Below are 25,297 nucleotides of genomic sequence, written 5' to 3' on the forward strand. Positions count from 1 at the left end.
ATGCGCCGGCCTTACCGCCGGCGCTTTTTTCATGCCAGCACTTCAGGAGTGACCATGGCCGAGATGCCTACGCCGTGCCTGGCGGCCGATGAGTTTCAACACCGTCTACTGCGCTGGTTCGACCAGTATGGCCGCCACGACCTGCCCTGGCAGTCACCCCGCAGCGCCTACCGCGTCTGGGTGTCGGAAATCATGCTGCAGCAAACCCAGGTGGCCACGGTAATCCCTTACTTCGAACGTTTCATGGAGCGCTTCCCCACGCTGGAGGCCCTGGCCTGCGCCCCTCAGGATGAAGTGCTGCACCTCTGGACAGGGCTGGGCTACTACGCCCGCGCCCGCAACCTGCACAAGGCGGCCCAGCTGGCGCTGGCCGAGCATGGCGGCGAGCTGCCCACCCAGAGCGTCGATACGCTGATGACGCTGCCCGGCATCGGCCGTTCCACTGCCGGGGCGATCATTGCCCAAAGCACCGGCCAGCAGGCCGCCATTCTGGATGGCAACGTCAAGCGTTCGCTGACACGGCTGCACGCCGTGGCGGGCTGGCCCGGCCAGCCTGCGGTAGAGCGCTCCCTGTGGGCGCTGGCCGAGTACTTCACCCCCACCACGCGGTTGGCCGACTACACCCAGGCGGTGATGGATTTTGGCGCCACGCTGTGCAAACGCAGCAAGCCTGATTGCCTAATTTGCCCGTTCAACGACGTCTGCCGCGCCTACGCCCTGGGCGAGCCGCAGCGCTTCCCGGAATCGAAGCCCAAAAAAGTTACCCCCACCCGTGAAACCCTCATGCTGATGCTGCAGGATCCCCAGGGGCGCGTGTGGCTGGAACAACGCCCGCCCAGCGGCCTGTGGGGCGGGCTCTGGAGCCTGCCGCAGTTTGAGCGCCACGGCGAGCTGAACCACTGGCTGGAGGATAATGTCGTCGCCGCCCGGCGCCTGGCGCCGCTGCCCGCCTTTACGCATACCTTCAGCCACTTCAAGCTTTTGATCACTCCGCAGCCAGTGAGCTGTGAACGGCTCGCCGGAGTGCGCGAAAATGGCCTATGGTATGACGTTCACCAGCCACCTGCGTTAGGCTTGGCGGCACCCGTCAAATCGCTGCTGAGCCAGCTGGCGCCGTTTGACCTGGACCCGGCACCGGGCCCAGCGCGCTGACGACTGGCACGATTTTCATTAGGCATCCGCCCAGGAGCTATTCCATGAGCAACACCGTTTTTTGCCGCAAGTACCAAAAAGAGCTGCCCGCGCTACCTTTCCCGCCGCTGCCCGGCAAGCAGGGCCAGGAAATACAGGCCACGGTGTCACAGCCCGCCTGGCAAGAGTGGCAGGCCCTGCAAACCCGCCTGATCAATGAAAAGCACTTGAACATGCTCGACCCCGAAGCACGCGCCTACCTGATGGAGCAGATGGAACGCTTCCTGGACAACGAAGCCACCGACCAGGCCGAAGGGTACGTGCCCCCCAGCCAGGCATAAGCCCCCGCCAGGGCTCCGCCGTTACCCGCAAAGGGCGCAGGCGTGGCCGTGGCTCACGCGGCCCAATGTGCCCTAAGCATGTGACGAGAAAGAAAGTTTCACAAAGGTGTTGACGAAAACAGAAGCTTTTGGTTTAATACGCACCGTTGGCAAGGGCCAGATAGCTCAGTTGGTAGAGCAGGGGATTGAAAATCCCCGTGTCGGCGGTTCGATTCCGTCTCTGGCCACCACAACGTTGGGGTATCGCCAAGTGGTAAGGCACCGGTTTTTGGTATCGGCATTCCCAGGTTCGAATCCTGGTACCCCAGCCATTGCCAACAAGATTTCTTGTTGATTGGCTAGCTTAACGGCAACTCAATCAAATTCTCAAGAAAACGCGACGCGCCGACATAGCTCAGTTGGTAGAGCAACTGACTTGTAATCAGTAGGTCCCGGGTTCGACTCCTGGTGTCGGCACCACTAAAAGTGGTTTAAAGCAAAGCGTTAGAGAACAAGATCAAGCCGCCCTTCGGGGCGGCTTTTTCGTATGTGTCTCGTATGGGATTGCTGCTTGCTCATCGCCAGCCAATTTTAGCGATATCTTTGGCACACTCTTACCGGGAAAGCTCCTCCAAATATTTTGAACCCAGTCACTCATTGAGCAGGCTCCTGAGTATGCCATGCTGCTCGGGGTGGGCGATCAGCAAGCTGTTCCACTCGGTGGGGGCATCGTGGCCAGCAAGGTCGCTAACCTGGCACCCAGCCTCACGTGCGATGACAATACCCGCTGCAATATCCCAAAGCTCTAGCTCCGCACCTTGAGACCAGAAGGCGTCAAACCTGCCCATGCCGACATAGGCAATTTCCAATGCCGCAGAGCCGGGGCTGCGAATGCCTGCCACATGGGGCATCAGTGCCGCGAGCTGGCGTTGGCTCGTCGTACAGTCGCCTTTATGATGGTAAGGCAAGCAGGTGCCAACCAGCATCTCGTTGAGAGGGCGGGCCGGTAAGATAGGTAATCGTCTTGACCCTTGGTAGGCCCCTTGCCCGCGAACGGCCCAGAGCATTTCGTCCAGTAAGGGATGATAGACCACACCCTGTATGAGCGTTGCGCCTTGGCGCACCGCGATAGAAACCGAAAAATGCGGCACCCGGTGCAGGAAGTTATTGGTGCCGTCGAGCGGGTCGATGATGACGGTGAGGTCGCTACTGCGAGACGGCGTAACGCCCGTTTCCTCGCCAAGAAATCCCACGTCTGGATGCGCACGCTGAATGGTATCGATAATGGCGTGCTCAGCTGCCTGATCGTAATGGGTGACGAAGTCCGAGCTTCCCTTGCGTTCGAAGTCGATACCCCCCGCTTTGTGATACCCCTCAGTGAGGATTTTTCCAGCCAGCCGGGCTGCCTCTTGCAGCGTATGCATCAGGTCTGGCTGGGCTGTATGGCTCATGGCGGCGCTCCTGGTACGGGGTTTTGGGCAACATATGTCACTATTAGCCTAAGAGGACTGTGTGGCAATAGTGTGACATCGAAAGCTCCTTTCTCTGCATTAAAGTGATTTATTGATGTTGCTTCGCTTCTTGTCTTTTGTTGTTTTTCTAGTTGGTCGGTTGTTTTAATGCTTTATAGAATTGACTTTTTTGCTAACCCAAGAGAATTGGGCCTTCTGCTTTAAATGGCTGTTTGAGAGGCGGGTATATGTTTGGGTAAAGGGTTGAAAGGAGTGGGGAGAGGAGGGTTGGTTTTTTATTAGCCAGTTTTTTTAAGCTTTATCATCGTGATGGCGACAGCCTGTTTGTATTGGGAGTTGTTTTCATACTGTTAGTTTTCTTGAGTTTTTGTAATGTGTTTAACAAATGTTAATAGTTTTGGGTTTTTGGGTATTTGATAGCGCAAACTATGAAAGTTTCTTGTTTGTATGTTTATAGTTGTCTATATTTTTGTCGCGTTATCTTCCTTTTAGTGTATAGAAATTATAAAAAATTCCGGGTGAGTATAGCATTTGTCTAACTACAAAGGAGTGTAGAGATGAATAAGGTTACTGCAGAAGAGTATAATCTAGTGGAAGATAGAAGTCGCAATGGTTTGCCGGGCCCCCTGGGGGCCGAGGGTGGTTGTATAAGTATTGGTGAAGTGTTGGGGCTGTACGGTGAGCTGGGGGCAGAGTCACTGGAGGCCTTGACCAACGTTCGACAAAAACCTGTCGAGCTGAAGAGAAACCAGAAAGTCTTTTCGCTATGCGAGGGGCGTGCCGATATCTTCGTGGTGAAAGAGGGCTGGGCAAGTCTATCCCATGCCACTTCTACACGTGGGCAAGATATTTGTAACGTCTTCATGCCGGGCGATATTATCGGAATGCGAGAAAGCTTTTTCGAAAGTCACGATATCGTGATTCTCTCGCTGACACATTGCAAGTTGGAAAAAGTATCGGTAGATGATTTGCATGCGTTGTTTAAAACCAACGACGAAATCCGCAAGGCCATTACCTCGTATGTCATGGTCAACGACAATATTACCATCGAGCGTTTGCGAAGTTGTACGCATCATCGGTCAGAAGAGCGAGTGGCGCACTTCTTGTTGGAAGTCTATGCGCGATTCAATTTCAAAGGCCTGCTGAACAGCAACGTATTCTCCTTTCCGGTGACCCAGGACATCGTAGGAGAGCTTCTGGGCATGACCAGCGTGCACGTCAGCCGCTGCATGACCGCGTTGGAGCAGAAGAAGCTGATCCGCAAGACGCGTAGCAGCATCAAGTTGCTGCAGCCGGAAGAGATGGCGCGTAATACGGGCTTCGACCGGGATTTCATCTACGGCCATATATGCCTGGGTTAGCGCACGTCCCTCGCCCGCCACCCGCGCCGCTTCTCTCGAGCGGCGCTTTTTTTGGCCCGATGTTTATCAAACATTGAAATTCGCCCGTAGTGCGCTGTGCGCAGGGTGGTTGCTGCGGTGGGCCTCAACGGGGTGTCCATGAGCATGAAAAAAATGTCATAACGCACGTTATGCGCGGGGTTCCCAAGGGTTGCAAGCCGTCATGCGTGGGCTAGGCTTCTCCCTGCACTGTGTTTCTGAATGAGACACGTTTTAACTGAAATTTAATCATACAAGGAGTGGATTAGATGACAGTCGGCAATACACCTCTCAAAAACCTGACGGCCCACAAGCAGTACAGCGACATGGCAGATACCCCTTCTGCCAGCAATACGCGAGTGGACCTCTATCCTACTCGGCTGGCCACGGCGCCAGCATCGTTGACCCAGGCACGCCGTGACGATGTGGTCAAAGGGCGAGCGCTGCCGGGGCCGCTGACCCAAGCGCAGCTGGATGAGTTCGAGCGCAAGGGCTATCTGTTTATTCCAGACCTGATCCATGGCGACGAGCTGGATGCGCTTCGCGATGAAATCGAGTCGTTGATGAGCAACGATGCTTACCGTGGGCGGGAGTTCAGCATCACCGAGCCGGAAAGCCAGGAGATTCGTTCGCTGTTCGCCGTGCACCATCTCTCTGCCCGTTTGGGGGCGCTGGCCAGCGACGAGCGGCTGGCAGGAGCGGCACGTCAGATCATCGGTGACGACCCTTACGTGCATCAATCGCGCATCAACTACAAGCCCGGCTTTGCAGGCAAGGGGTTCAACTGGCACTCGGATTTCGAGACCTGGCACGCCGAAGACGGTATGCCTAACATGCATGCGGTCAGTGCATCGCTGATTCTCACCGATAACCACGAGTTCAACGGCCCGCTGATGCTGATTCCAGGGTCGCACAAAGCGTTCGTCCCCTGCCTTGGCGAAACCCCCGAGGACAACCACAAAAGCTCGTTGAAAGCCCAGGAGGTCGGGGTGCCCAGCCAGGAGGCACTGCGTCATATGGTCGGCCAATACGGCATCGAGGCGCCAAAGGGGCGAGCAGGGGGCTTGCTGCTGTTCGATTGCAACACGCTGCACGCTTCCAATGCGAACCTGTCGCCGGACCCGCGCAGCAATGTCTTTTTCGTGTTCAATCGGCCGGACAACCGCTGCGGTGCGCCGTTTGCCGCCCCCAAGCAGCGCCCAGCGTTTCTGGCCCATGGGCCTGACCAGCCTTGGCAGCCGGGCGTTTAAACGTTTACGTACTTTGGGTACATAAGCCAGGGTGCAAGAAAAGCAGCGGGAGGGTTGTGGAACAAGCGCCAGGGTGGGGTAGACTAGTGCGCCTGTCGTTGCGAATGCGGCACGCATAATGAGAAGGAGAATACCCGCCATGCGTTTTGTTCCACAGTTTACCGATGGCCAGGAGTTTCCCCACGCGCTGGGCAAAGTCGTGTGTGTAGGCCGCAACTACGCCGACCATGCGAAGGAACTGGACAACCCGGTTCCCAGTGAGCCGCTGCTGTTCATCAAACCGGCCACCAGCGTGGTGGATTTGACCAAGCCGTTGGACCCGCCGTTTTCACGCGGTGAGGTGCACTATGAAGTCGAGCTGGCGCTGCTGGTAGGGGAAACCCTAACCCACGCCACGCAGGATGAAGCGGAGCGCGCCATCGTCGGTATCGGCCTAGCGATGGATCTGACGCTGCGCGATGTGCAAACCGCGTTGAAAGAGAAAGGCCATCCCTGGGAAATCGCCAAGGCCTTTGATGGGGCTTGCCCGCTGTCGCCGTTCCTGCCGTTGAGCCGCGTGCCCAACTGGAACGCGCTGAGCTTTACGCTGGAAATCGACGGCGAGGAGCGCCAGCACGGTGAAGGCTCGGACATGATTTTTGCGATCCCGACGCTGGTCGCGGAAATGAGCCGTCATTTCACCCTGGAGCCCGGCGATGTCATCCTGACCGGCACGCCTGCGGGTGTAGGCGAGCTGACTCGCGGCGCATCACTGCGCTTCACGCTCACCGGCGGGCTGGAGATCAACACCAGCGTGGTCGAATAAACGACCCCACCGGCTGAACGTCAAAAGCCACCGCTGCCCTGGGCAACGGTGGCTTTTTTTATGCTGGAATGTCAGGCGAGAAGGGGGCTCCTGCCCCCTTGCTCTTGGCCCCTTACTCCTCCCCCCTTACCCCAGAGCGTTACTCCAGATAAGTGTAGCCTTCCAGTCCTTCGGTCAGGCTGGCGGCAAAGTGCGCCTGCTCTTCGGCCGAGAAGCCGCTGGTTACCAGCTGTTCGGTCAGCTTCTGTTTCAGGACGCGAGCATCGAAATTGACGTAGGCCAGCACGTCCGCCACGGTGTCGCCTGCCTGCGGGTTGGAGAGCACCCACTCGCCGTCGGCGCCCAGCGCGGCATCCACCGAGTCGGTGTCGCCGAACAGGTTGTGCAGGTCGCCGAGAATCTCCTGGTAAGCCCCTACCAGGAAAAAGCCCAGCCAGCGCTCGTCATCGTTGGCCCACTCCGGCAGCGGTAGCGTGCTCTCGACGCCCTGGCCGTCCACGTAGCTGTCAATGCGGCCGTCGGAGTCACAGGTGATGTCCTGAATCACCGCGCGGCGAGTGGGCGCCTGGTCCAGCCCGCTGAGTGGCAGTACCGGGAAAATCTGCTCGATCCCCCAGACATCCGGCACCGACTGGAACAGCGAGAAATTGACGAACAGCTTGTCGGCCAGTTTCTCGGCCAGCTCGTCCATGATTTCCCGGTGGGCACGGTTGCGGGTATCGAGCTTGCCCCGCAGGCGCGCGCAGGCAGCCATGTAGAGGCGTTCGCCTTCGGCGCGGGCGCTGATGCTGCTCAAGCCCAGCACGAAGCGGTCCTGAAGCTCGCTGACGGCTTGCAGCAGGTCGTGCCAGGCTTCGACCAGCACCCTGGGCTCCTGGTGTTCGGCCAGCTGGTCCAGCACGCGCCACAGCTCATCCACTTGGGGGTCGTCGGTAACGCTGCGCACCGGCGGCGTGTGGTCGATACGCTCTTCACCGATCACGTTGGTGATCAGCACCGCATGGTGAGCGGTCAACGAGCGGCCGGATTCACTGATCAGGTGCGGCTGTGGCAAGTCGGCTTCCTGGCACAGCTGAGCGAAGGCGCTGACCACGTTGCGCGCGTACTCCTGCATGGAGTAGTTGGCCGAGCAGTAGCTGCGCGAGCGGGTGCCTTCGTAGTCGATCCCCAGGCCGCCACCCACGTCCACGGTGTCAATGGGGGCGCCCAGCGCCATCAGGTTCTGGTAGAAGCGCGCACATTCGCGCAGGCCGCGCTGGATGTCGCGGATGTTGGCGATCTGGGAGCCCAGGTGGAAGTGCACCAGCTGCAGGCTGGCCAGGGCGTCCTGGGCGCGCAGGGTGTCCACCACTTCCAGGATCTGGCTGGCGGTGAGGCCAAACTTGGACTTTTCGCCACCGGTGTTCTGCCACTTGCCCTTGCCCACCGAGGCCAGCCGCGCGCGCAGGCCGATACGCGGCGTCACGTCCAGCTCCCGGGCTTCTTCCAGAATCAGGTCCAGCTCGGAGAGTTTTTCCACCACCAGATAGACGCGGTGGCCCAGCTTCTCGCCCAACAGCGCCAGACGCACGTATTCACGGTCTTTATAGCCGTTGCAGACGATCAGCGACGAACCGCCGTCGGAGAGCGCCAGCACCGCCAGCAGCTCGGGTTTGCTGCCTGCTTCGAGCCCTACGCGACCGTTGCCTCGCTCCGAGGTGGCCAGAATCTCTTCGACCACGCGGCGCTGCTGGTTGACCTTGATCGGGTACACCGCCGTGTAGCCGCCCTCATAGGCCACATCCTGCATGGCGGCGTCGAAGGCGCCACACAGCTGCTCGACGCGGTCGTGAAGAATGTCGCTGAAGCGCACCAGCACCGGTAAGCGCAGGCCGGCCTGCTGCAGCTGGCGAACCAGCGCGCTGATCGGCAGGGCAGGGCCTTCGGCATCGCTGCCCAGGGGGCGCACCAGCGCCTGGCCGTGGTCATCGACATCGAAGTAACCGCTGCCCCACTGGTCCATGTTCCAGGTACGGCGGGCGCGTACGGCGGGGCTGCTGGTTGCGGCCATGTCACTCATCAGGAAGCCTCCGGGATAGGGAGTGCCCCCAGCGCGATGCGTGCCTTGAGGATCACGCGGAAACGCTCGGGGTCGTGGGGGGTAAGGTCATGGGCAGGCGGGTCCACATATACCACCAGCAGGCGCGACAGCCAGTAGCGCAACGCCGTCAAGCGCAGCATGGTGGGCCACAGGGCCCGCTCGGTGTCGGTCAGTGGGCGGCGTGCCTGGTAGGCGCTCAAAATCGCCTGATAGCGCTCGGCGTTCAGGCTGCCGTCCTCGTTGGAGGCCCAGTCGTTGATGACGATGGCCAGGTCGAACAGCAGGTCGCCGGTGCAGCCATTGTAGAAGTCGATGATGCCGCCCAACTGGTCGCCTTCATACAGGGTGTTGTCACGGAACAGGTCACCGTGCAGCGCCCCCTGGGGCAGCGCACCATACTGGCTGAACGCGGTCTCGAAATCATCGACCTCGTTTTTCATCAGGGTCTGGTCGTCGGGGCTGATGTAGGTCAGCACCTTGTGGTGCACGGCGCGCAGCCAGTGCAGGTTGCGGGGGTTGGGACGATGCCCCGGAAAATGCTGCGAGACCTTGTGCATACGTCCCAGCGCGCTGCCCAGCGCCTGGCACTGGGCCAGGTTGGGGGCGGTGGGATGCTTGCCGGGCAAGCGCGGGAACAGCAGGGCCGGTTTGCCCGCCAGGCTGTGCAGCGCCACCCCTTCGCGGTCATGAATGGTGCCTGGTACGGGCAGGCCGTGTTCATCCAGGTAGTCCAGCAGCTCGACGAAGAACGGCAGCTCTTCGTGCTCGCCTTGTTCGAACAGCGTGAGCACCATTTCGCGGCGCTCGGTAGTCACGAAAAACGTCGAGTTTTCCGTGCCGCCTGCCACGCCCTGAAGGGACACCAGGCTGCCAACATCGAATTTTTCCAGAAACGCGGCGACCTGTGCGTCGCTCAGCGGAGTAAATACAGCCATGAGAATCTCGCCCAGGTTGCTAAGCCGGTCATTGTAGCGGCTTGGCGCGTCAGTTGGCAGCGCTGTGAGCGGTGAAGGGGCGCTTTCACAGTGCTTTTCTGCAGTCGCGCCGCCGAACGCGTATCATTGCAGAATAGACGCTCTTACTGTTCTGCTGACTATGGAATCTGGTTATGGCCCGTGCCCCTATCGTGCTAGTTGATGGCTCTTCGTACCTTTACCGTGCGTTCCACGCGCTGCCGCCGCTGACGAACTCCAACGGCCAGCCCACGGGCGCCGTGAAAGGCGTGCTGAACATGCTCAAGCGGCTGATCAAGGACTACCCCGATAGCCCCATGGCGGTGGTCTTCGATGCGCCGGGCAAGACGTTTCGCGACGACATGTACAGCGACTACAAGTCCCACCGCCCGCCGATGCCCGATGACCTGCGTAGCCAGATCGAGCCGCTACACGCCTGCGTGAAAGCGCTGGGGCTGCCGCTGCTGTGCATCGAAGGCGTCGAAGCCGACGATGTCATCGGCACGCTGGCGCATCATGCCACCCAGGCCGGGCGTGACGCGGTGATCTCCACCGGCGACAAGGACATGGCCCAGCTGGTGAATCGCCATATCACGCTGGTCAATACCATGAAGGAAGAGACCCTGGATGAGGCCGGTGTCGAGGAGAAATTTGGGCTGCCGCCTGCGCTGATCATCGACTTCCTCGCGCTGATGGGCGACAAGGTGGACAACATTCCTGGCGTGCCCGGCGTGGGAGAAAAAACCGCCATTGGCCTGCTGCAAGGCATGGGTGGCGGGCTGGAGACCATCTATGGCGACCTGGAACGGGTCACCACGCTGGGCTTTCGAGGAGCCAAGACGCTCCCCAAAAAACTGGAAGAGCACCGCGAACAGGCGTTTCTCTCCTATCGGCTGGCCACCATCAAGGTCGACTGCGACCTGCCCGTAGGGCTGGACGACCTGGAGATCGCTCACCCGGATCGGGAAGCGCTGGTGGCGCTCTACAAGGAGATGGAGTTCAAGCAGTGGCTGGCGGAGCTGCTGGAGGGCAAGGACGAGGGCGTGGACGACGTCAGCGGCGGCCAGCCAACCCCGCAGGCCGAGCAGGTGGCGTCGGGCACGGCCCCAGGCCCACGCCGCGACCACGTGATCACCGAGCAGGCCGAACTGGACGCGTGGCTTGAGCGGCTGCGCAGCGCCGAGCGCTTCTGCTTCGATCTGGAAACCACCAGCCTCAACTACATGGATGCCGAGATCGTCGGGGTCGGCCTGGCGCTGGAACCCGGTGAAGCGGCCTATATCCCGCTGGCCCACGACTATCTGGATGCGCCTGCCCAGCTCGACCGCCGCAGCGTTCTCGAGGCGCTCAAGCCGCTGCTGGAAGATCCCGGCAAAACCAAGATCGGCCAGAACCTCAAGTACGATATTTCCGTATTGGCCAACGTGGATATTCACGTCACGGGGCCGTTTGCCGATACCATGCTGGCGTCCTACGTGCTCAACTCCACCGCGACCCGCCACGACATGGATTCGCTGGCCCTCAAGTACCTGGGGGAAAAGACCATCTCCTTCGAGGAGATTGCCGGGAAAGGCGCCAAGCAGCTCACCTTCAACCAGATAGCCCTGGAGCAGGCCGCGCCCTACGCCTGTGAAGACGTGGACATTACCCTGCGCCTGCAGCAGACGCTGCGCCCGCAGGTCGAGCAGGAAGGCCGCCTGGCCGAGGTGCTCGATCACCTGGAGCTGCCGCTGATCAAGGTGCTGTCGCGGATCGAGCGTAACGGGGTGGCGCTGGATGCCGAGCGCCTGCACCAGCAGAGCCAGCAGCTGGAGCAGCGTATTCGCGAGCTTGAAAGTGAAGCCTTCGAGCTGGCGGGCCGCGAGTTCAACCTGGGGTCCCCCAAGCAGCTGGGCCAGATTCTGTTCGAAGAGCAGAAAATTCCGGTCATCAAGAAAACGCCCAAGGGCGCGCCTTCCACCGCCGAAGCCGTGCTGGAAGAGCTGGCGCTGGACTACCCCTTGCCCAAGGTGATCATGCAGCACCGTGGCCTGGCCAAGCTGAAGTCCACCTATACCGACAAGCTGCCGCGCCTGTTGAACAAGAAAACCGGCCGCGTGCACACCAGCTATCACCAGGCGGTGACCGCCACCGGGCGGCTCTCCTCGTCGGACCCGAACCTGCAGAACATTCCGATCCGTACCGAAGAGGGGCGCAAGATTCGCCAGGCCTTCGTGGCCCGCCCCGGGTATCGCATCGTGGCCGCGGACTACTCGCAGATCGAGCTGCGCATCATGGCCCACCTGTCGGAAGACAAGGGGCTGCTGGAAGCCTTCGAACAGGGCCGCGACATCCATACCGCCACCGCCGCCGAAGTGTTTGGCACCGCGCTGGACAAGGTCACCGCCGACCAGCGCCGCAGTGCCAAGGCGATCAACTTCGGTTTGATCTATGGCATGAGCGCCTGGGGGCTGTCGCGTCAGCTGCATCTCGAACGCCAGCAGGCGCAGACCTACATCGACCGCTACTTCGACCGTTACCCCGGCGTTGCCCGCTACATGGATCGCATTCGCAGTCAGGCCGCCGACAACGGCTTCGTCGAGACCGTCATGGGGCGGCGGCTCTACCTGCCCGAGATCCACTCGCAGAACCGCAACCGCCGTCAGGGGGCCGAGCGCACCGCAATCAACGCGCCCATGCAGGGCACGGCGGCAGACATCATCAAGCAGGCGATGATCGACGTGGATGCGTGGCTGGCGGAAGGGGCGTTCGATGCCCTGATGGTCATGCAGGTGCACGACGAACTGGTGTTCGAGGTGGCTGAAACGCAGGTAGACGCGTTCATCGAGGAGGTCAGTGCACGGATGCAGTCGGCGGCCACACTGAGCGTGCCGCTGATCGTGGAAGCCCAGAGCGGCGCCAACTGGGACGAAGCACACTAGAGGAGGCGCCGTTCAAACCCTGGTTGACTGGCCATCCACACAAAAACCCCACCTTGCGGTGGGGTTTTGCATACTGCCTGGGCCAGCGCTTAGCGCCAGTTGACGCGGTCGAAAATGCGCACGGCTTCCGGGTTGTTGTTACCCAGCTCGCTGATGTTCACTTCGTCGCGCTGGAAGTCGCCCCAGGACTCCAGAACCGGGTTCTTCTTCACGCCATCGACCACCGGGAACTCGTAGTTACGCTCGGCCAGCACTTCCTGGGCCTGGTCGGAAGCCAGGAACTCGAGGAAGCGGATGCCGTTCTCGGCGTTCTGCGCGTTGGCGACCAGACCTGCACCACCCACGTTGATGTGCGTGCCGCGATCATCCTGGTTCGGGAAGATCACGCCCACTTTACGGGCGGCTTCGCGGTCGGAAGCTTCGCTGGAGTGCAGCAGACGAACATAGTAGTAGTGGTTGGCCACGCCCAGCTCGCATTCGCCGCTGGCCACGCCCAGAATCTGGTCGGTATCACCGCCTTCCGGGTTGCGCGCCAGGTTGTTGACCACGCCCTGTGCCCACTCTTGCGCTTCTTCCGCACCGTGGTGCTCGATCATCGAGGCCAGCAGAGACTGGTTGTAGATGTTGTTGGAAGAGCGGATACAGATCTTGCCTTCGAACTGCGGGTCGGCCAGGTCTTCATAGGTAGCGATCTGGCTCGGGTCGAAGTTCTCACGGTTGTAGAAAATCACCCGTGCGCGCTGGCTGAAGCCAAACCACATGCCTTCGGGATGACGCATGGACTCCGGCAGGCGCTCGTTCAGCACGTCGGAATCCACGGCCTGGAACAGGCCATCCTGCTCGGCACGCCACAGGTTGCCGGCATCCACGGTCAGCATGACGTCGGCAGGGCTGGCCACGCCTTCACGCTGCATACGCTCCATCAACTGATTGGCGTCGCCTTCCAGTACATTCACCTTGATCCCCGTTTCTTCGGTGAACGCGTTGTACAGAATCTCGTCTGAGTCGTAGTGGCGAGCGGAGTAGATGTTGACCTCGTTAGCCAGTGTGCTGCTAGCAAATGCCGAGCCAGCCATGACGGCGGCGACAGAGACTGCAAGACGTGTCTTTTTCATAACATACACCCTAAATGTTTATGATAATAAGTTGCATTGGCAAACTGCGCCTATTGAAGCGTCTTGTTCCATGGACGTCAAGCGAAATGATAATGACACGCAACACTTTTTGTGCATGTGCGTGCATCTGCCGCCAATAGAAAATAGAATGCAAATAACTTTCAACCGTGTTCGCAGTCAGGCATCTGCGCTGCGCACTAACCATGGGTGAACGAATGACGGCAACGGTGTCATTTTCAGAGGTGGCAGCACCGGCGGCGGCGCTGTCGCTGCGGGGTGTCGAGCACACGTTTGCAGCCAATAAGGTGGTCAAGGGCATCGATCTGGAGATCGGCCAGGGCGAAGTGGTGTGCCTGCTGGGTCCTTCCGGCTGCGGCAAGACCACCCTGCTGCGTATCGCGGCAGGCCTGGAGGTGGTGCAGGAAGGCGAGGTCAGCCTGGACGGGCAGGCCATCGCTGCCCCTGGCAAGCGCCATGTGCCGCCCGAAAAGCGCAACGTGGGCCTGGCGTTCCAGGATTCGGCGCTGTTTCCCCATCTGAGCGTGCTGGAAAATGTCACCTTTGGCCTGAAACAGCTGCCCTCCAGCCAGCGCCGCGCGCGTGCTTTGGAACTGTTGGACCAGCTGGGCATGGCCGCCTATGCCGAAACTTACCCGCACATGCTGTCGGGAGGCCAGCAGCAGCGTGTCGCGCTGGCCCGCGCGCTGGCGCCTACGCCGCGGCTGATGCTGCTGGACGAGCCCTTTTCCAGCCTGGATGCCCGGCTGCGGGATCGTATCCGAGACGACACGCTGCACGTGTTGAAAAAGCTGGGTTCGGCCACGCTGCTGGTGACCCACGACCCGGAAGAGGCGATGTTCATGGCGGACCGCATCGCACTGATGCGCGATGGCAAGATCGTCCAGACCGGCACGCCTCGCGAGCTTTACTGTGCGCCCATCGACCCCTTCGTGGTGACTTTCTTTGGCGAGGTCAACGAGCTGGCGGGAGTGGTGCAAGGCGGGCGAGTGCAGACCCCCGTGGGCGCGGTGGATGCCAGCTGGCTGCCGGAAGGCAGTGACGTGCAGGTGATGATTCGCCCCGAGGCGCTGCGCATTCAGGAGCGAGACCTGCCAGCCGAAGCGCACAGCCATAGCCACGTGGTCATGGCCAAGCTGCTGGGCCGCACCAGCCTGATCCACCTGTGTGCCCATGGCAGCGATGGCCAGGAAGCGCACCTGCATGCCCGTGTACCTGGGGTGTTCCTGCCCCAGGAGGGCCAGCCCATCGACATCGATCTGGACCACTCCCAGGTCTTCATCTTCCCACGCTGAGGCGCGGGAAGGCGTGTGTTTGAACTTACTCGGCCTGGCTGCCGGGGCGCGCTCGGCGCATGGCCAGGCTGAGGAGAATCACCGGTAGGATCCCCACCACCACGATGGTCAGTGAGGCCGTAGAGGCCTCCGCCAGCCGCTCGTCCGACGCCAGGTTATGGGCGCGCACCGCCAGCGTATCGAAGTTGAACGGCCGCAGGATGATGGTGGCCGGCAGCTCCTTCATGGCATCGACGAAGACCAGAATCCCCGCCGCCAACAGGCTACTGCGCATCAGGGGCGTATGAATGCGTCGCAGCGTGCCCCCTGCGGTTTGGCCCAGGGTGCGCGAGGCGGCATCCATGCTGGGGGTGACCTTGCCCAGGCTGGCTTCCACGGCATTGAACGACACCGCCAGAAAGCGCACCACGTAGGCGTAGATCAGAATGAAGGCCGTGCCGCTGAAGACCAGCCCGATAATCTTGCCGTAGTTGGCGTGCAGCCAGGAGTTGAGGGTGTGGTCCAGCCAGGCAAAGGGAATCAGAATGCCGACCGCCACCACGGAGCCCGGAATGGCGTAGCCCATGGCCGCAATGCGGGTGAACAGGCGTGCGCTGGGGGAGTTGTTGAGGCGTACGCCATAGCTCAGCAGCACCGCCAGCCCCACCGCAATCAGGGCCGCAATGGCCGACAGCGACAGGCTGTTCAGGGCGAAGCCGATGAAGCGCGTGCCGAACAGGCTGTCGCCAATCCGAATCGCCATGTTCAAGAGCAGGCCGCTGGGCAGCAGGAAGCCGATGGTGATGGGCAGCAGGCAGGCCAGAAACGCACCGGTGGCCTGCCAGCCGCGCAGACGGTACTCGGGCAGCTGCTGGTAACGGCTGGAGGTATGGAAGTAACGCCGCTTGCCCCGTGACCAGCGCTCCAGCAGTACCAGCACGATCACGAAGGTCAGCAGGCAGGCCGCCAGCTGTGCGGCCGCCACCGGCTCGCCCAGTCCGAACCAGGTGCGGTAGATACCGGTGGTGAAGGTGTCCACGCCAAAGAATTGCACTGCCCCGAACTCATTGAGGGTTTCCATCAGCACCAGCGACACGCCGCCCACCAGCGCAGGCCGCGCCAGGGGCAGGGCCACGGTGCCAAACAGGTGCCACGGCCCGCGCCCCAGCGTGCGTCCCACGTCCAGCACGCACACCGACTGCTCCAGAAACGAGGCCCTGGCCAGCAGGTAGACATAGGGGTAGAGCACGAAGGTGATCAGCGTGATGGCGCCCCCCAACGAGCGAATGTTGGGAAAGTAGTAGTCGCCCACTCGCCAGTCGAACCACTCCCGCAGCATGCTCTGCAGCGGCCCGGCCACCTGCAGGAAATCCGTGTAGGCATAGGCGATCACGTAGGTGGGAACGGCCAGCGGCAGCAGCAGCGCCCACTCGAAGATGCGCTTGCCTGGAAAGCGGCACATGACCACCAGCCAGGCGGTTCCCGTGCCAATCACCAAGGTACCGAGGCCTACCCACAGCACCAGCCAGAAGGTATTGCTGAGATAGCGGGGCAGGACGGTACTGGCCAGGTGCTGCCAGATGCCGTCGGTGGGCAGCACGATATGGCCCAGAACCACCAGAATCGGCAGTGCCACGGTCAGCGCGATGAGAAACAGCGCCATAGACCAGGGGTTGAGCGACAGCGCAAAGCGTGAAGCGACCCCTGACAGCAGAGCCGATGATGAGCGGCGAGCGGGCGTGGACACGTCGTGATCTCCTTGGACGAGAAGCTGCGTGGCTCGTCAATGCGAAAAAATAGCGGTTGCAAATAGTATCACCTGCGCCGATGGGGTGCAGCTCATCGGCCGCCCATTAAAAAACCCTGCCCGTGGGGCAGGGTCGAGGCGTGTACCCGTGGGGCTCCTTCAGTGGGCGGTCCAGCCGCCGTTCACCATCAGCGCGCTGCCCGTGACCAGCGCCTGCATGCCGTCCAGCCTGAAGCCGGGGGCCTGGGGAAGGTTCATGCGTCCACCGCCGAGGCGTAGGGCACCTCCTGTTTGCCATAGCGGCGCACGCGCTCGTTGGCCTGTTCGGCGTGACCTGCAAAGCCTTCCAGCATGCAGAGTCGTGAGCAGTAGCTGCCGATCTCTGCCGAGGCTTCATCGGTCAATACCCGCTGATAGGTGCAGGTCTTGAGGAACTTGCCCACCCACAGGCCGCCCGTGTAGCGCGCTGCCTTTTTGGTGGGCAGCGTGTGGTTGGTGCCAATCACCTTGTCCCCATAGGCGACGTTGGTGCGCGGGCCGAGGAACAGCGCGCCGTAGTTGGTCATGTTCTCCAGGTAGAAGTCTGGGTCTTCGGTCATGACCTGAACGTGCTCGTAAGCCATCTCGTTGGCCACTTGCAGCATTTCCTCGTGGCTGTCACAGACGATGATTTCTCCATGACTCTCCCAGGCCTGGCGCGCGATATCGGCGGTGGGCAGTTTCTGCAGCAGTTCCTCGATGGCCGCCAGAGTGTCCCGGGCCAGCGCTTCGGAATTGGTCAGCAGGGCGGCGGGGGAGGTCGGGCCATGCTCTGCCTGCCCCAGCAGGTCGGTGGCGCACAGCAAGCCATCCACGCTCTCGTCGGCAATCACCAGCGTCTCGGTGGGGCCCGCGAACAGGTCGATGCCGACACGGCCATATAGCTGGCGCTTGGCCTCGGCGACGAACGCGTTGCCGGGGCCCACCAGCATGTCCACTGGCGCGATGGAGTCGCTGCCGATGGCCATGGCACCCACGGCCTGAACGCCGCCGAGTACCAGAATCTCATCCGCGCCTGCCAGGTGCATGGCCGCTACGATGGCGGGGTGGGGCTTGCCCTTGTAGGGCGGCGCCGCCGCGATGACGCGTTTCACCCCGGCGACCTTGGCCGTCAGGACGCTCATGTGGGCAGACGCCACCATAGGGTAGGAACCCCCGGGGATATAGCAGCCCACCGCGTTCATCGGCAGATGTTTGTGGCCAAGGATGACGCCGGGGCGGGTTTCGATCTCGACCGGCTGCATGGAGGCCAGCTGCGCCTCGGCAAAGCGACGTATCTGGGCCTGGGCAAAGCGGATGTCGTCCAGGTCACGCTCGGACACTTCGCTCATGGCCTGAGCAATCTCGGCTTCGCTCAAACGGAAGTTTTCCGGTGACCAGCCATCGAACTTTTCCGACAGCTCGCGGATGGCGGCGTCGCCTCGGGCCTGGATGTCGGCCAGCGTACGCTCGACGGTTTCGCGTACCTGGCGGTCCGCTTCGGCGCGGGTTTCGAGGGAGGCACCGGCTTTGAGGTGGCGAATCATGACGCTCTCCTGAAAGGATTGTTATTGGGTAGAGTCAGTTGGGTAGAGTCAGTTGGGTAGGGTCAGTTGGGTAGGGTCAGCATGATGGAGCAGAATAAGGCTAGGGCCTGTTGCATACGAATGCAAACACTTTTGGAGCATGCTATGTTGAACCGGGTGCGGGTCTTGCAGGCCCCATTTACAATGCGCCTGCCAGGGCGGGTCGCGCCCTCGGAGCAGACCCATGCAGCGGTGGTCGAGCGTACCCTGGTGCTGATGCAGGAAGTGGGGCAGGCGCCCATTCTGGTCAAGCGTGAGGTGCAGGGGTTCATTCTCAATCGGCTGCAGGGCGCCTTGCTCAACGAAGCGCTGCGCCTCTTCCGCGATGGCTATGTGTCCGCCGAGGACCTGGATAAAACGGTCAAACACGGGCTGGGGCTGCGCTGGTCGTTCATGGGGCCTTTCGAGACCATCGACCTGAACGCCCCAGCCGGTGTCGTGGACTACGCCTGGCGCAGGAGCGTCGCGAGATATTGTCGGAAGCGCAGCTGGCCGAACGCCAGGCCTGGCGTGACCGCCGCCTGATGGCGCTGATGGCCCATCAGCGTCAACACGCCTAGCGCGGCGGGTGCCGGGGCCTTGCGACCAACCAGAGGATGAGCATGAAAAAACGGCCCGTGACGTCACGGCAAGTGGCAGAACTGGCGGGGGTGTCGCAGTCGGCGGTCAGTCGCTGCTTCTCTCCCCACGCCAGCATTGCCCCCCAGACCCGGGAAAAGGTATTGGCGGCGGCCCAGCAGTTGGGCTACCGCCCCAATGCCATCGCCCGCTCCTTGATTACGCGCTCGTCGCGCACCATCGCGGTCGTCATGACCCAGCTGGACAACCCGTTCTACGCCCAGATGCTGGAGTATGCCGCGCGGCGGTTTCAGCAGCATGGCTATCACCTGCTGCTGTTCATGAGCAGCAACGAGCAGCAGACGGCGGGCGTCATGGCGGACATTCTGCAGAGCCAGGCAGACGGCATTCTGATGCTAGCAGCGACGCTTTCCTCTTCGCTGGCCAGCGAGTGCGTCTCCCGAGGCATTCCGGTGGTGTTGATCAACCGTACGGTGGCCTTCGAGGGGGTCAGCCAGGTCGCCAGCGATAACTATCGTGGAGGCTATTGGGTGGGTGAGTTTCTGGTCTCTGGCGGTTATCGGCGCATCGCGCTGGTGGCCGGGCTTGCCGACTCTTCTACCAGCAGCCAGCGGCGTGATGGCTTCATGGAGGCGCTGGCGGCGCAGGGTGTCAGCTGTTGGGGCGAGGCATGCGGCGACTATGACTTCGCGACAGCCCAGGCGGCGACCCGCAAGCTGTTCGAGGCGGCGCCCTACCCGGATGCGGTCTTTGCCGCCAATGACCATATGGCCATTGCGGTAATCGATACGCTCAGCGGCGAGCTGGGGCTACGCGTGCCTGAGGACGTGGCGGTGGTAGGGTTCGACGATATCCCCATGGCGGTCTGGCCGAGCTATCGGCTCACCACCGTTCAACAGCCGGTCGAGCCCATGGTGGACGAGGCGGTGGCCCTGCTGCTGGCGCAAATCGCCAGTGGGCAGGTCGCGGGGGAGCGGAAAGTATTACCGGTGACGCCCATCGTACGCGCCAGCGCCCCGGCAACGGGGCGTGGTGCTTCGTCATCTTCCTGATATTTGCCGCCTTGCCCGGCAAGGCGGCAACGCGAGGGCGTCAGTTTAGCCCAGCAGCATGCGTGGCAGGCCGGTGACCAGCCAAGGGAAGAACGACATCAGCAGGCAGGCCAGCAGAATCAGCGCCACGAAGGGGATGACCGCTTTGTAGAGATCGACGATCTCCACACCCGGCGGGGAGACCCCTTTCAGATAGAAGAGCGCATAGCCAAACGGTGGGGTGAGGAAGGAGGTTTGCAGCACTACGGCCACCATCACCACGAACCACAGCGGATCGACGCCCATTTGCTGAACGATGGGCAGCATGATCGGGAAGCTGAGCAGGACGATGCCCGTCCAGTCCAGGAACATGCCCAGAATGAACACCAGAAACAGCATCATGATCAGCGCGCCGGTGGTGCCGCCCGGCATGGCCAGCAGCAGGTCCTGAATCACCTGCATGCCGCCGCCCCGTGAGAACACCCCGGTGAAGGCCGTCGCGCCCACCAGCACCAGCATGACCATGGTAGTGGTCTTGCCTGCTTCTAGCAGCGTCTTGAAGCAGGTGGAGACCCGGCGGTCACCAAAAATCAAAAACAGGATAAAGGCAATGAACACGCCGATGGCCGAGGCCTCGGTAGCGGTGGCCACGCCGGTGAAGAGCGCGCCGAGTACCCCGAGGATCAGCGACATGGGCGGCACCACGTACTTGCCCAGCATGATCAGCAGTTGCCGAGTGCTGACTTCCGCACGCTCTTCCTTGGGTACCGGAGGGCCATAGGAGGGCTTGAAGTAGCAGATCAGCAGTACGTAGAGCGCGTACATCACCCCCAGCATCAGGCCGGGAATCATCGCCCCTGCAAACAGGGCGCCTACCGATACCGGCGAGTAGCTGGCCATCAGGATCAGCATGATGCTGGGCGGGATCAGGATGCCCAGACAGCCGCTGGCCATGATGACCCCGGTGCTCAGCTCCTTGTTGTAGCCATACTTGAGCATCGGCACCAGTGCAATCATGCCCATGACGGCAATGGAGGCGCCCACGATACCGGTGGTGGCGGCCAGCAGGACAGAGACGATGACCACGGTCAGCGCCAGCCCGCCCCGCAGGTTGGCCAGCAGCAGGCGCATGGCATCGAACATCTTTTCGGTGACCCCGGAATCGTTGAGAAACCGTGCCATCAGGACGAACAGCGGTATGGCAACTAGCACGTAGTTGTCCATGGCGTTGCCGAAGATGTTGTTGATCAGAGTGCCCAGCACCCGCTCGCCAGGGCCGAGAAAGGCGCCGATGACGGCGACGCCGCCGAGCACGAAGGCCAGCGGATGGCCCATGAACAGGCCGATCAGCAGCCCGCCAAACATCACCAGCGCCAGCAGTTCAGGACTCAGGTTCATGCCGATTTCTCCTCGCGCAACTGCATGATGGCCCGCAGTACGATGGCAATGGCCTGCAGCAGGATGAGGGCAGCCGCCACCACGATAACGCCTTTGATCGGGTAGACGGGAATCGACACCATGCCGTAGGTGGTCTCACCCCGGGTGTAGGAGCGTTCGAAGAAGCGCCAGCCGTAGGTCAGCAGCATCCAGATGAAGGGAACGAAGAAAATCAGGTAGCCCAGGACTTCGATCAGGGCCTGGCGCTTGCGGGACAGCAAACGTTTCAACACGTCGACCTCGACATGGGCGTGATGGCGCAAACCGTAGGCGGCCATCAGCATGAAGTGGGCACCAAACAGCATCTTGGTAACATCGAACGCCCAGTCACTGGGGCGGCCGAGAAAAAAGCGTGACGCAATGTCGTACAGCACGATGAGGGTAATGATGGCAATCAATGGCGCGATCAATCGCCCAAACAGCTCATTGATTGCATCGATCGCCTTGGCAATCGCATTCATGGAAGATCTCCGCGGTCAGCATACAAAACCGCCCCGGTCGGCCCGGGGCGGCGCAGAAACGCCTTACAGGCAGGCTTCGATCTCTTCCAGTGAGGGCAGGTTATCCATGGTGCGGCTCATGTTGAAAGGAGCCGAGACGTCACGCCATTTGGCGTAGTCTTCCAGGTAGGTCACCATGGAGTGGTAGACCTTGGCGTGGTCACTGTTTTCACAGGCGCCGCGCACGATGACCTCGTTGGTGATCTCCTGAATGCGGGCCAGATCCTCTTCCGAGAACTGGTTGATGGTGATACCCGCATCGATGAATTTCTGGGTGGCATCGGTGGACTCGCGCTCGGACCAAGCCAGTGACCAGGCCATGGTGGCGTCGGCAGCGATGCGCAGCTTCTGCTGGGTCTCTTCCGACAGCGCGTTCCAGGCGTCGAGGTTGATCATGACCCCGAAGACGCTGGCGGACTGGTGCCAGCCAGGCGTGGCCCAGTAGTCGGCCACTTCGGCAAAGCCTGCGTTGTAATCCACGCCGGGGGTCGAGAACTCACCGGCATCGATCACGCCACGCTCGATGGCCTGATAGACTTCGCCACCGGCCAGGGTTACCTGAGAGCCACCCAGGGCTTCCAGCACGCGGCCCTGGTCACGGCCCGAGAGACGCAGACGCTTGCCTTCCAGGTCGGCGATGCTTTCGATGGGCGTACGGCCCATGAAGCCGGACTCGTTGTTGAGCGCGGCATAGGGCAGGTACATCATGTTGTACTGGCCGTAAATCTCTTCGTACAGTTCGCGGCCGCCCCACTGCTGAATCCAGTTGATGTAGTCAACGGCGTTGAACAGGCTGGTGGTGGTGGCCAGCGGTGAGAATGCGGGGTTCAGGCCGGCCCAATAGCCTGGCCAGTCGCCGGCGGCTTCGATACTGCCGGTCTCGGTGGCATCGAACACTTCCGTGCCGGGCATCAGCGTACCGCCCGCGCGGAAGTTGATCTGAACTTCGTCTCCCGCCAGCTGGTTGACCAGCTCGGCCCAGTGCTGATCGAGCTTGATCAGATCGAGGTTGTCGGGCCAGGTGGACGTCATGGTCCACTGCTCTTGTGCCTGGGCCGTCGTGGTGAGAGCGGCAAATGCGACGCCAGCGGCAAGGCTGGTCAAGGCAAATTTTGTAGTCTTTTTCATTATCAATTTCCTGGTACTTTGGCGGTTGGCGTTATTAGTGTTGATTACCTGAAAGCAGGAAAGCACAGCGAGTAGGGCTGACGTTTACGTAAAGTAAAAGCGGCCAAGGCTGTACCGCTAAGCTAGCACACTCCCCCCGCTGCGGCGCAATATCAGGATTTGCAGGAAGTTAACGCACGCTATGAAACATCGCTCGATATGAAAGTGTTTTTAAAACATATGCTTATGTCGTTATTTAAACGGCTGGGCAGGTCTGGATAGCGCTTGAAAGCGTTGAAAATGTGCGCCTTGTTGTACCAAAGTTGTAAGCAATCGACCCTTGAGGAGCGTGATGAGCGAAGCAAGTGATGACCGCCGCATGGCGCTAGTGGTGGGCCATGCGCGGCGCTGGCAACGCCGCCGTTGGCGGGGGCTCGTGTGGCTCAGCGGACCCGCCGAGCACACTCGCCGTCTGGCACTAATGCTGTGGCACGCCCAGCCATGGCAAGCGCCCTTGTGGGTGGGCGACCCGCAGGAAGCCCCCGTGGCGCCTTGCTTGCCTGCAGGTAAAGCGCGCACGCGGCTGGGGGCCGAGCATCAGCTGATCGTCATGGACGTCAGCGGTCGTGACGGGCTGGACCCGGACGCCCTGGGGGCGCTGGCCGGCACCCTGACGGCGGGCGGTATACTGCTGCTGGTAACCCCCGAGCCTTGGGGTGAGCGCCCCGACCCGAACTACGCACGCTTTGCCGACTATCCCTGGCACTGGACGGCGCTGAGCAGCTTTTACTTGGCACGTTTGGCACGCCAGCTGGGTGCTTCGCCTCAGGTGGTGCGCTGGCCGGTGGCTGGCCCGCTGGTGCTTTCCAGGCTGCCCGCCGGGCAGCCCTCGCCACGCCGCCCTGAAGACCCCGCCTGCCTGACGCCCGACCAGGCCCGTGCGGTCACGGCCCTGAGCAAGCTCAAGCGTCGCCGCCCGCTGGTCATAACGGCCGACCGAGGGCGCGGGAAAAGCGCGGCGCTGGGCATTGCCTGCGCGCGCTTGCTGCAGCAGGGGAGCTACCCGCAGTTGCTGGTCACCGCCCCCAGGGCCAGCGCGGTGGACAGCCTGTTCGAGCGTGTCATGGCGCTGTGCCCTGAGGCGCAGCGCCATGGCCACGAGGTGCAGCTGCCTGCCACGGGGAGCTCGCTGTGCTTCTTGCCACCAGACGTGCTCGACACCCAGTTGGCCCAGGGTATCTTGGGGGGCAATGGGGCGCTGCTGCTGGTGGATGAGGCCGCGGCACTCCCGGCGGCCATGCTGGCCCGCTGGCTGGCCGCGTTCCCGCGTATGGCCTTTGCCACGACGGTGCATGGTTACGAGGGCTCTGGCCGGGGCTTTGCGCTGCGTTTTCGGCAGGTGCTCGAGCGCCAGACGCCCCAATGGCGGGAGCTGACCCTGGAAACCCCGATTCGCTGGGCAGCCAATGACCCTCTGGAAAGCGTCATTCAACAGGCGCTGCTGCTGAACGCGCCGCTGCCTGAGGCCCACGCGCATGGCCTTATCGACGCGCAGACCCTCAGCGTGAGCCAGGCACAGCTGGCCGCCAACGAACCGCTGCTGGAGCAGCTGTTTGGCCTGCTGGTGCAGTCGCACTATCGCACCACCCCCAGCGACTTGCGCCAGCTGATGGATGGCCCCGGCACGCGGCTGCGCATGATGATGGCAAGCCAGGGCCACACCTCGGCTGCTTTCACGGGGGGCACCGAGACGGCGCCGCTGGCGGTGCTGGTCACTCGGGAGGAGGGCGGCTTTGACCCGGCGCTGGCCGAGCAGGTGGCACTGGGCCAGCGGCGGCCCCAGGGGCATTTGCTGGCCCAGTCCCTGGCGGCTCACGGGGGGCATCGCGAGGCGTTGACCGCTAGCTGGCGCAGGGTGGTGCGCATTGCGGCTCACCCCGAGCGGCGACGCGAAGGTTTGGGGCACAGGCTGTTGGCAGCCGATATGGCCAGCGCAGCAGAGCAGGGCGTCGCGCTGTATGGCGCCACCTTCGGCGCGGAGGCGGGGCTGCTGTCATTCTGGCTGGCCCTTGGGTTCACGCCGGTGCGCCTGGGCGTGACCCGGGAAGCCGCCACGGGGGAGTATGCCATCATGGTCGCCAAGTCGTTGAACGAGACCGGCCAGGCCGTATTGCAGAGTATGCAGCAAGGTTTTGTGGCTTCTTTGCAGGGGCTATTGGCCTTCGAGCTACGCGACTTGCCCGCGCCGGTGGTGGCGCTGCTGCTGTCCGAGCTGCCTGAACGGCCGCTGAGTGCCGTGGAGCGACAAACGATCCGCGACGTGGCTTACGCCCATCGCGACCCCGCCCTGGCGCGGGCTGCCTTGCAGGCGCTAGGGCGGGAGGCCAGTCGTATGCCGCTGGGAGAGGCCCGGCTAGCGCATCAGCAGCTGGTGGCCTGGGCCTACCAGAATCAGCCGCTGGCCGATGCCCCGCGCGAAGCCACGCAGCAACTGCGCCGAGTGACACAGCAGCTGATGACCGCGTCGATGCTTTTCTCGGATGGGCAGGAGCGGTTAAAGTAGCTCGGTTATCG

The 25,297-nt window shown here is 61.9% G+C and carries 19 protein-coding genes and 3 tRNA genes; 13 read left to right on the forward strand and 9 right to left on the reverse strand.

Going from position 1 to position 25,297, the window contains the following annotated elements:
• Positions 1-54 precede the first annotated feature (54 nt).
• The 5 genes from mutY (at position 55) to HSS18214_RS0114875 (ending at position 1,931) form a co-directional block, all read left to right on the forward strand.
• Positions 55-1,152: an A/G-specific adenine glycosylase gene (gene mutY / locus HSS18214_RS0114855; RefSeq protein ID WP_026001973.1), complete on the forward strand. Its 1,098-nt coding sequence runs from the start codon at positions 55-57 to the stop codon at positions 1,150-1,152.
• 44 nt (positions 1,153-1,196) lie between these two features.
• Positions 1,197-1,472, forward strand: coding sequence for an oxidative damage protection protein (locus HSS18214_RS0114860; protein ID WP_016916068.1), 276 nt, complete (start codon positions 1,197-1,199; stop codon positions 1,470-1,472).
• Between the two features lie 154 nt (positions 1,473-1,626).
• A tRNA-Phe gene (locus HSS18214_RS0114865) sits at positions 1,627-1,702 on the forward strand.
• 6 nt (positions 1,703-1,708) lie between these two features.
• A tRNA-Gln gene (locus HSS18214_RS0114870) sits at positions 1,709-1,783 on the forward strand.
• Between the two features lie 72 nt (positions 1,784-1,855).
• Positions 1,856-1,931 (forward strand) — tRNA-Thr (locus HSS18214_RS0114875).
• A gap of 170 nt (positions 1,932-2,101) precedes the next feature.
• On the opposite strand, the gene HSS18214_RS0114880 is transcribed toward HSS18214_RS0114875, so the two are convergent.
• Positions 2,102-2,902, reverse strand: coding sequence for an inositol monophosphatase family protein (locus tag HSS18214_RS0114880; RefSeq protein ID WP_016916069.1), 801 nt, complete (start codon positions 2,900-2,902; stop codon positions 2,102-2,104).
• Between the two features lie 578 nt (positions 2,903-3,480).
• Here HSS18214_RS0114880 and HSS18214_RS0114885 point away from each other — a divergent pair.
• From HSS18214_RS0114885 to HSS18214_RS0114895, 3 genes are all read left to right on the forward strand, one after another.
• Complete coding sequence (locus HSS18214_RS0114885; protein WP_016916070.1) at positions 3,481-4,284, forward strand: Crp/Fnr family transcriptional regulator; 804 nt, start codon at positions 3,481-3,483, stop codon at positions 4,282-4,284.
• A gap of 287 nt (positions 4,285-4,571) precedes the next feature.
• A complete protein-coding gene (gene thpD / locus HSS18214_RS0114890) occupies positions 4,572-5,552 on the forward strand; it encodes an ectoine hydroxylase (protein ID WP_016916071.1) in 981 nt (326 codons plus the stop codon).
• Positions 5,553-5,691: 139 nt separating this feature from the next.
• Positions 5,692-6,357, forward strand: coding sequence for a fumarylacetoacetate hydrolase family protein (locus tag HSS18214_RS0114895; protein WP_016916072.1), 666 nt, complete (start codon positions 5,692-5,694; stop codon positions 6,355-6,357).
• A gap of 139 nt (positions 6,358-6,496) precedes the next feature.
• Here HSS18214_RS0114895 and speA read toward each other — a convergent pair whose 3' ends face one another.
• Together speA and HSS18214_RS0114905 are read right to left on the reverse strand one after the other, a co-directional pair.
• On the reverse strand, positions 6,497-8,407 hold the full coding sequence (speA, locus tag HSS18214_RS0114900; RefSeq protein WP_167538928.1) for a biosynthetic arginine decarboxylase: 1,911 nt from the start codon (positions 8,405-8,407) through the stop codon (positions 6,497-6,499).
• A gap of 8 nt (positions 8,408-8,415) precedes the next feature.
• Positions 8,416-9,372: a homoserine kinase gene (locus HSS18214_RS0114905; protein ID WP_016916074.1), complete on the reverse strand. Its 957-nt coding sequence runs from the start codon at positions 9,370-9,372 to the stop codon at positions 8,416-8,418.
• Between the two features lie 173 nt (positions 9,373-9,545).
• Between HSS18214_RS0114905 and polA the strand changes: the two genes are divergently transcribed.
• Positions 9,546-12,311 carry a DNA polymerase I gene (gene polA / locus HSS18214_RS0114910; RefSeq protein WP_016916075.1) on the forward strand — a complete coding sequence of 922 codons (2,766 nt, stop codon included), beginning with the start codon at positions 9,546-9,548 and terminating at the stop codon, positions 12,309-12,311.
• An 89-nt stretch (positions 12,312-12,400) separates the two neighbouring features.
• Here the strand turns inward: polA and HSS18214_RS0114915 are convergent, their stop codons facing one another.
• Complete coding sequence (locus HSS18214_RS0114915; protein WP_016916076.1) at positions 12,401-13,426, reverse strand: Fe(3+) ABC transporter substrate-binding protein; 1,026 nt, start codon at positions 13,424-13,426, stop codon at positions 12,401-12,403.
• Between the two features lie 215 nt (positions 13,427-13,641).
• On the opposite strand from HSS18214_RS0114915, the gene HSS18214_RS0114920 reads away from it, so the two are divergent.
• Positions 13,642-14,739, forward strand: a complete 1,098-nt coding sequence (locus HSS18214_RS0114920) for an ABC transporter ATP-binding protein (RefSeq protein WP_016916077.1) — start codon at positions 13,642-13,644, stop codon at positions 14,737-14,739.
• Between the two features lie 25 nt (positions 14,740-14,764).
• Here the strand turns inward: HSS18214_RS0114920 and HSS18214_RS0114925 are convergent, their stop codons facing one another.
• Together HSS18214_RS0114925 and hisD are read right to left on the reverse strand one after the other, a co-directional pair.
• Positions 14,765-16,465, reverse strand: a complete 1,701-nt coding sequence (locus tag HSS18214_RS0114925) for an ABC transporter permease (RefSeq protein ID WP_016916078.1) — start codon at positions 16,463-16,465, stop codon at positions 14,765-14,767.
• A 254-nt stretch (positions 16,466-16,719) separates the two neighbouring features.
• Positions 16,720-18,030 carry a histidinol dehydrogenase gene (gene hisD / locus HSS18214_RS0114935; RefSeq protein WP_016916080.1) on the reverse strand — a complete coding sequence of 437 codons (1,311 nt, stop codon included), beginning with the start codon at positions 18,028-18,030 and terminating at the stop codon, positions 16,720-16,722.
• 144 nt (positions 18,031-18,174) lie between these two features.
• Here hisD and HSS18214_RS0114940 point away from each other — a divergent pair, with 144 nt between their 5' ends.
• Together HSS18214_RS0114940 and HSS18214_RS0114945 are read left to right on the forward strand one after the other, a co-directional pair.
• On the forward strand, positions 18,175-18,594 hold the full coding sequence (locus tag HSS18214_RS0114940) for a 3-hydroxyacyl-CoA dehydrogenase family protein (protein WP_026001974.1): 420 nt from the start codon (positions 18,175-18,177) through the stop codon (positions 18,592-18,594).
• 77 nt (positions 18,595-18,671) lie between these two features.
• Positions 18,672-19,700, forward strand: a complete 1,029-nt coding sequence (locus HSS18214_RS0114945; RefSeq protein WP_016916081.1) for a LacI family DNA-binding transcriptional regulator — start codon at positions 18,672-18,674, stop codon at positions 19,698-19,700.
• A gap of 45 nt (positions 19,701-19,745) precedes the next feature.
• Here HSS18214_RS0114945 and HSS18214_RS0114950 read toward each other — a convergent pair whose 3' ends face one another.
• From HSS18214_RS0114950 to dctP, 3 genes are all read right to left on the reverse strand, one after another.
• Positions 19,746-21,077, reverse strand: coding sequence for a TRAP transporter large permease (locus tag HSS18214_RS0114950; protein WP_016916082.1), 1,332 nt, complete (start codon positions 21,075-21,077; stop codon positions 19,746-19,748).
• A complete protein-coding gene (locus tag HSS18214_RS0114955; RefSeq protein ID WP_016916083.1) occupies positions 21,074-21,577 on the reverse strand; it encodes a TRAP transporter small permease subunit in 504 nt (167 codons plus the stop codon). The genes HSS18214_RS0114950 and HSS18214_RS0114955 overlap by 4 nt, the downstream gene beginning before the upstream one ends.
• 63 nt (positions 21,578-21,640) lie before the next feature.
• Complete coding sequence (gene dctP / locus HSS18214_RS0114960) at positions 21,641-22,744, reverse strand: TRAP transporter substrate-binding protein DctP (protein ID WP_016916084.1); 1,104 nt, start codon at positions 22,742-22,744, stop codon at positions 21,641-21,643.
• Between the two features lie 331 nt (positions 22,745-23,075).
• On the opposite strand from dctP, the gene HSS18214_RS18330 reads away from it, so the two are divergent.
• The gene (locus HSS18214_RS18330; RefSeq protein ID WP_016916085.1) at positions 23,076-25,286 is read left to right on the forward strand and encodes a tRNA(Met) cytidine acetyltransferase TmcA; all 2,211 of its coding nucleotides are present in this window, start codon (positions 23,076-23,078) and stop codon (positions 25,284-25,286) included.
• Positions 25,287-25,297 lie beyond the last annotated feature (11 nt).

The organism is Vreelandella stevensii S18214 (genome assembly GCF_000275725.1).
Taxonomy (GTDB): domain Bacteria; phylum Pseudomonadota; class Gammaproteobacteria; order Pseudomonadales; family Halomonadaceae; genus Vreelandella; species Vreelandella stevensii.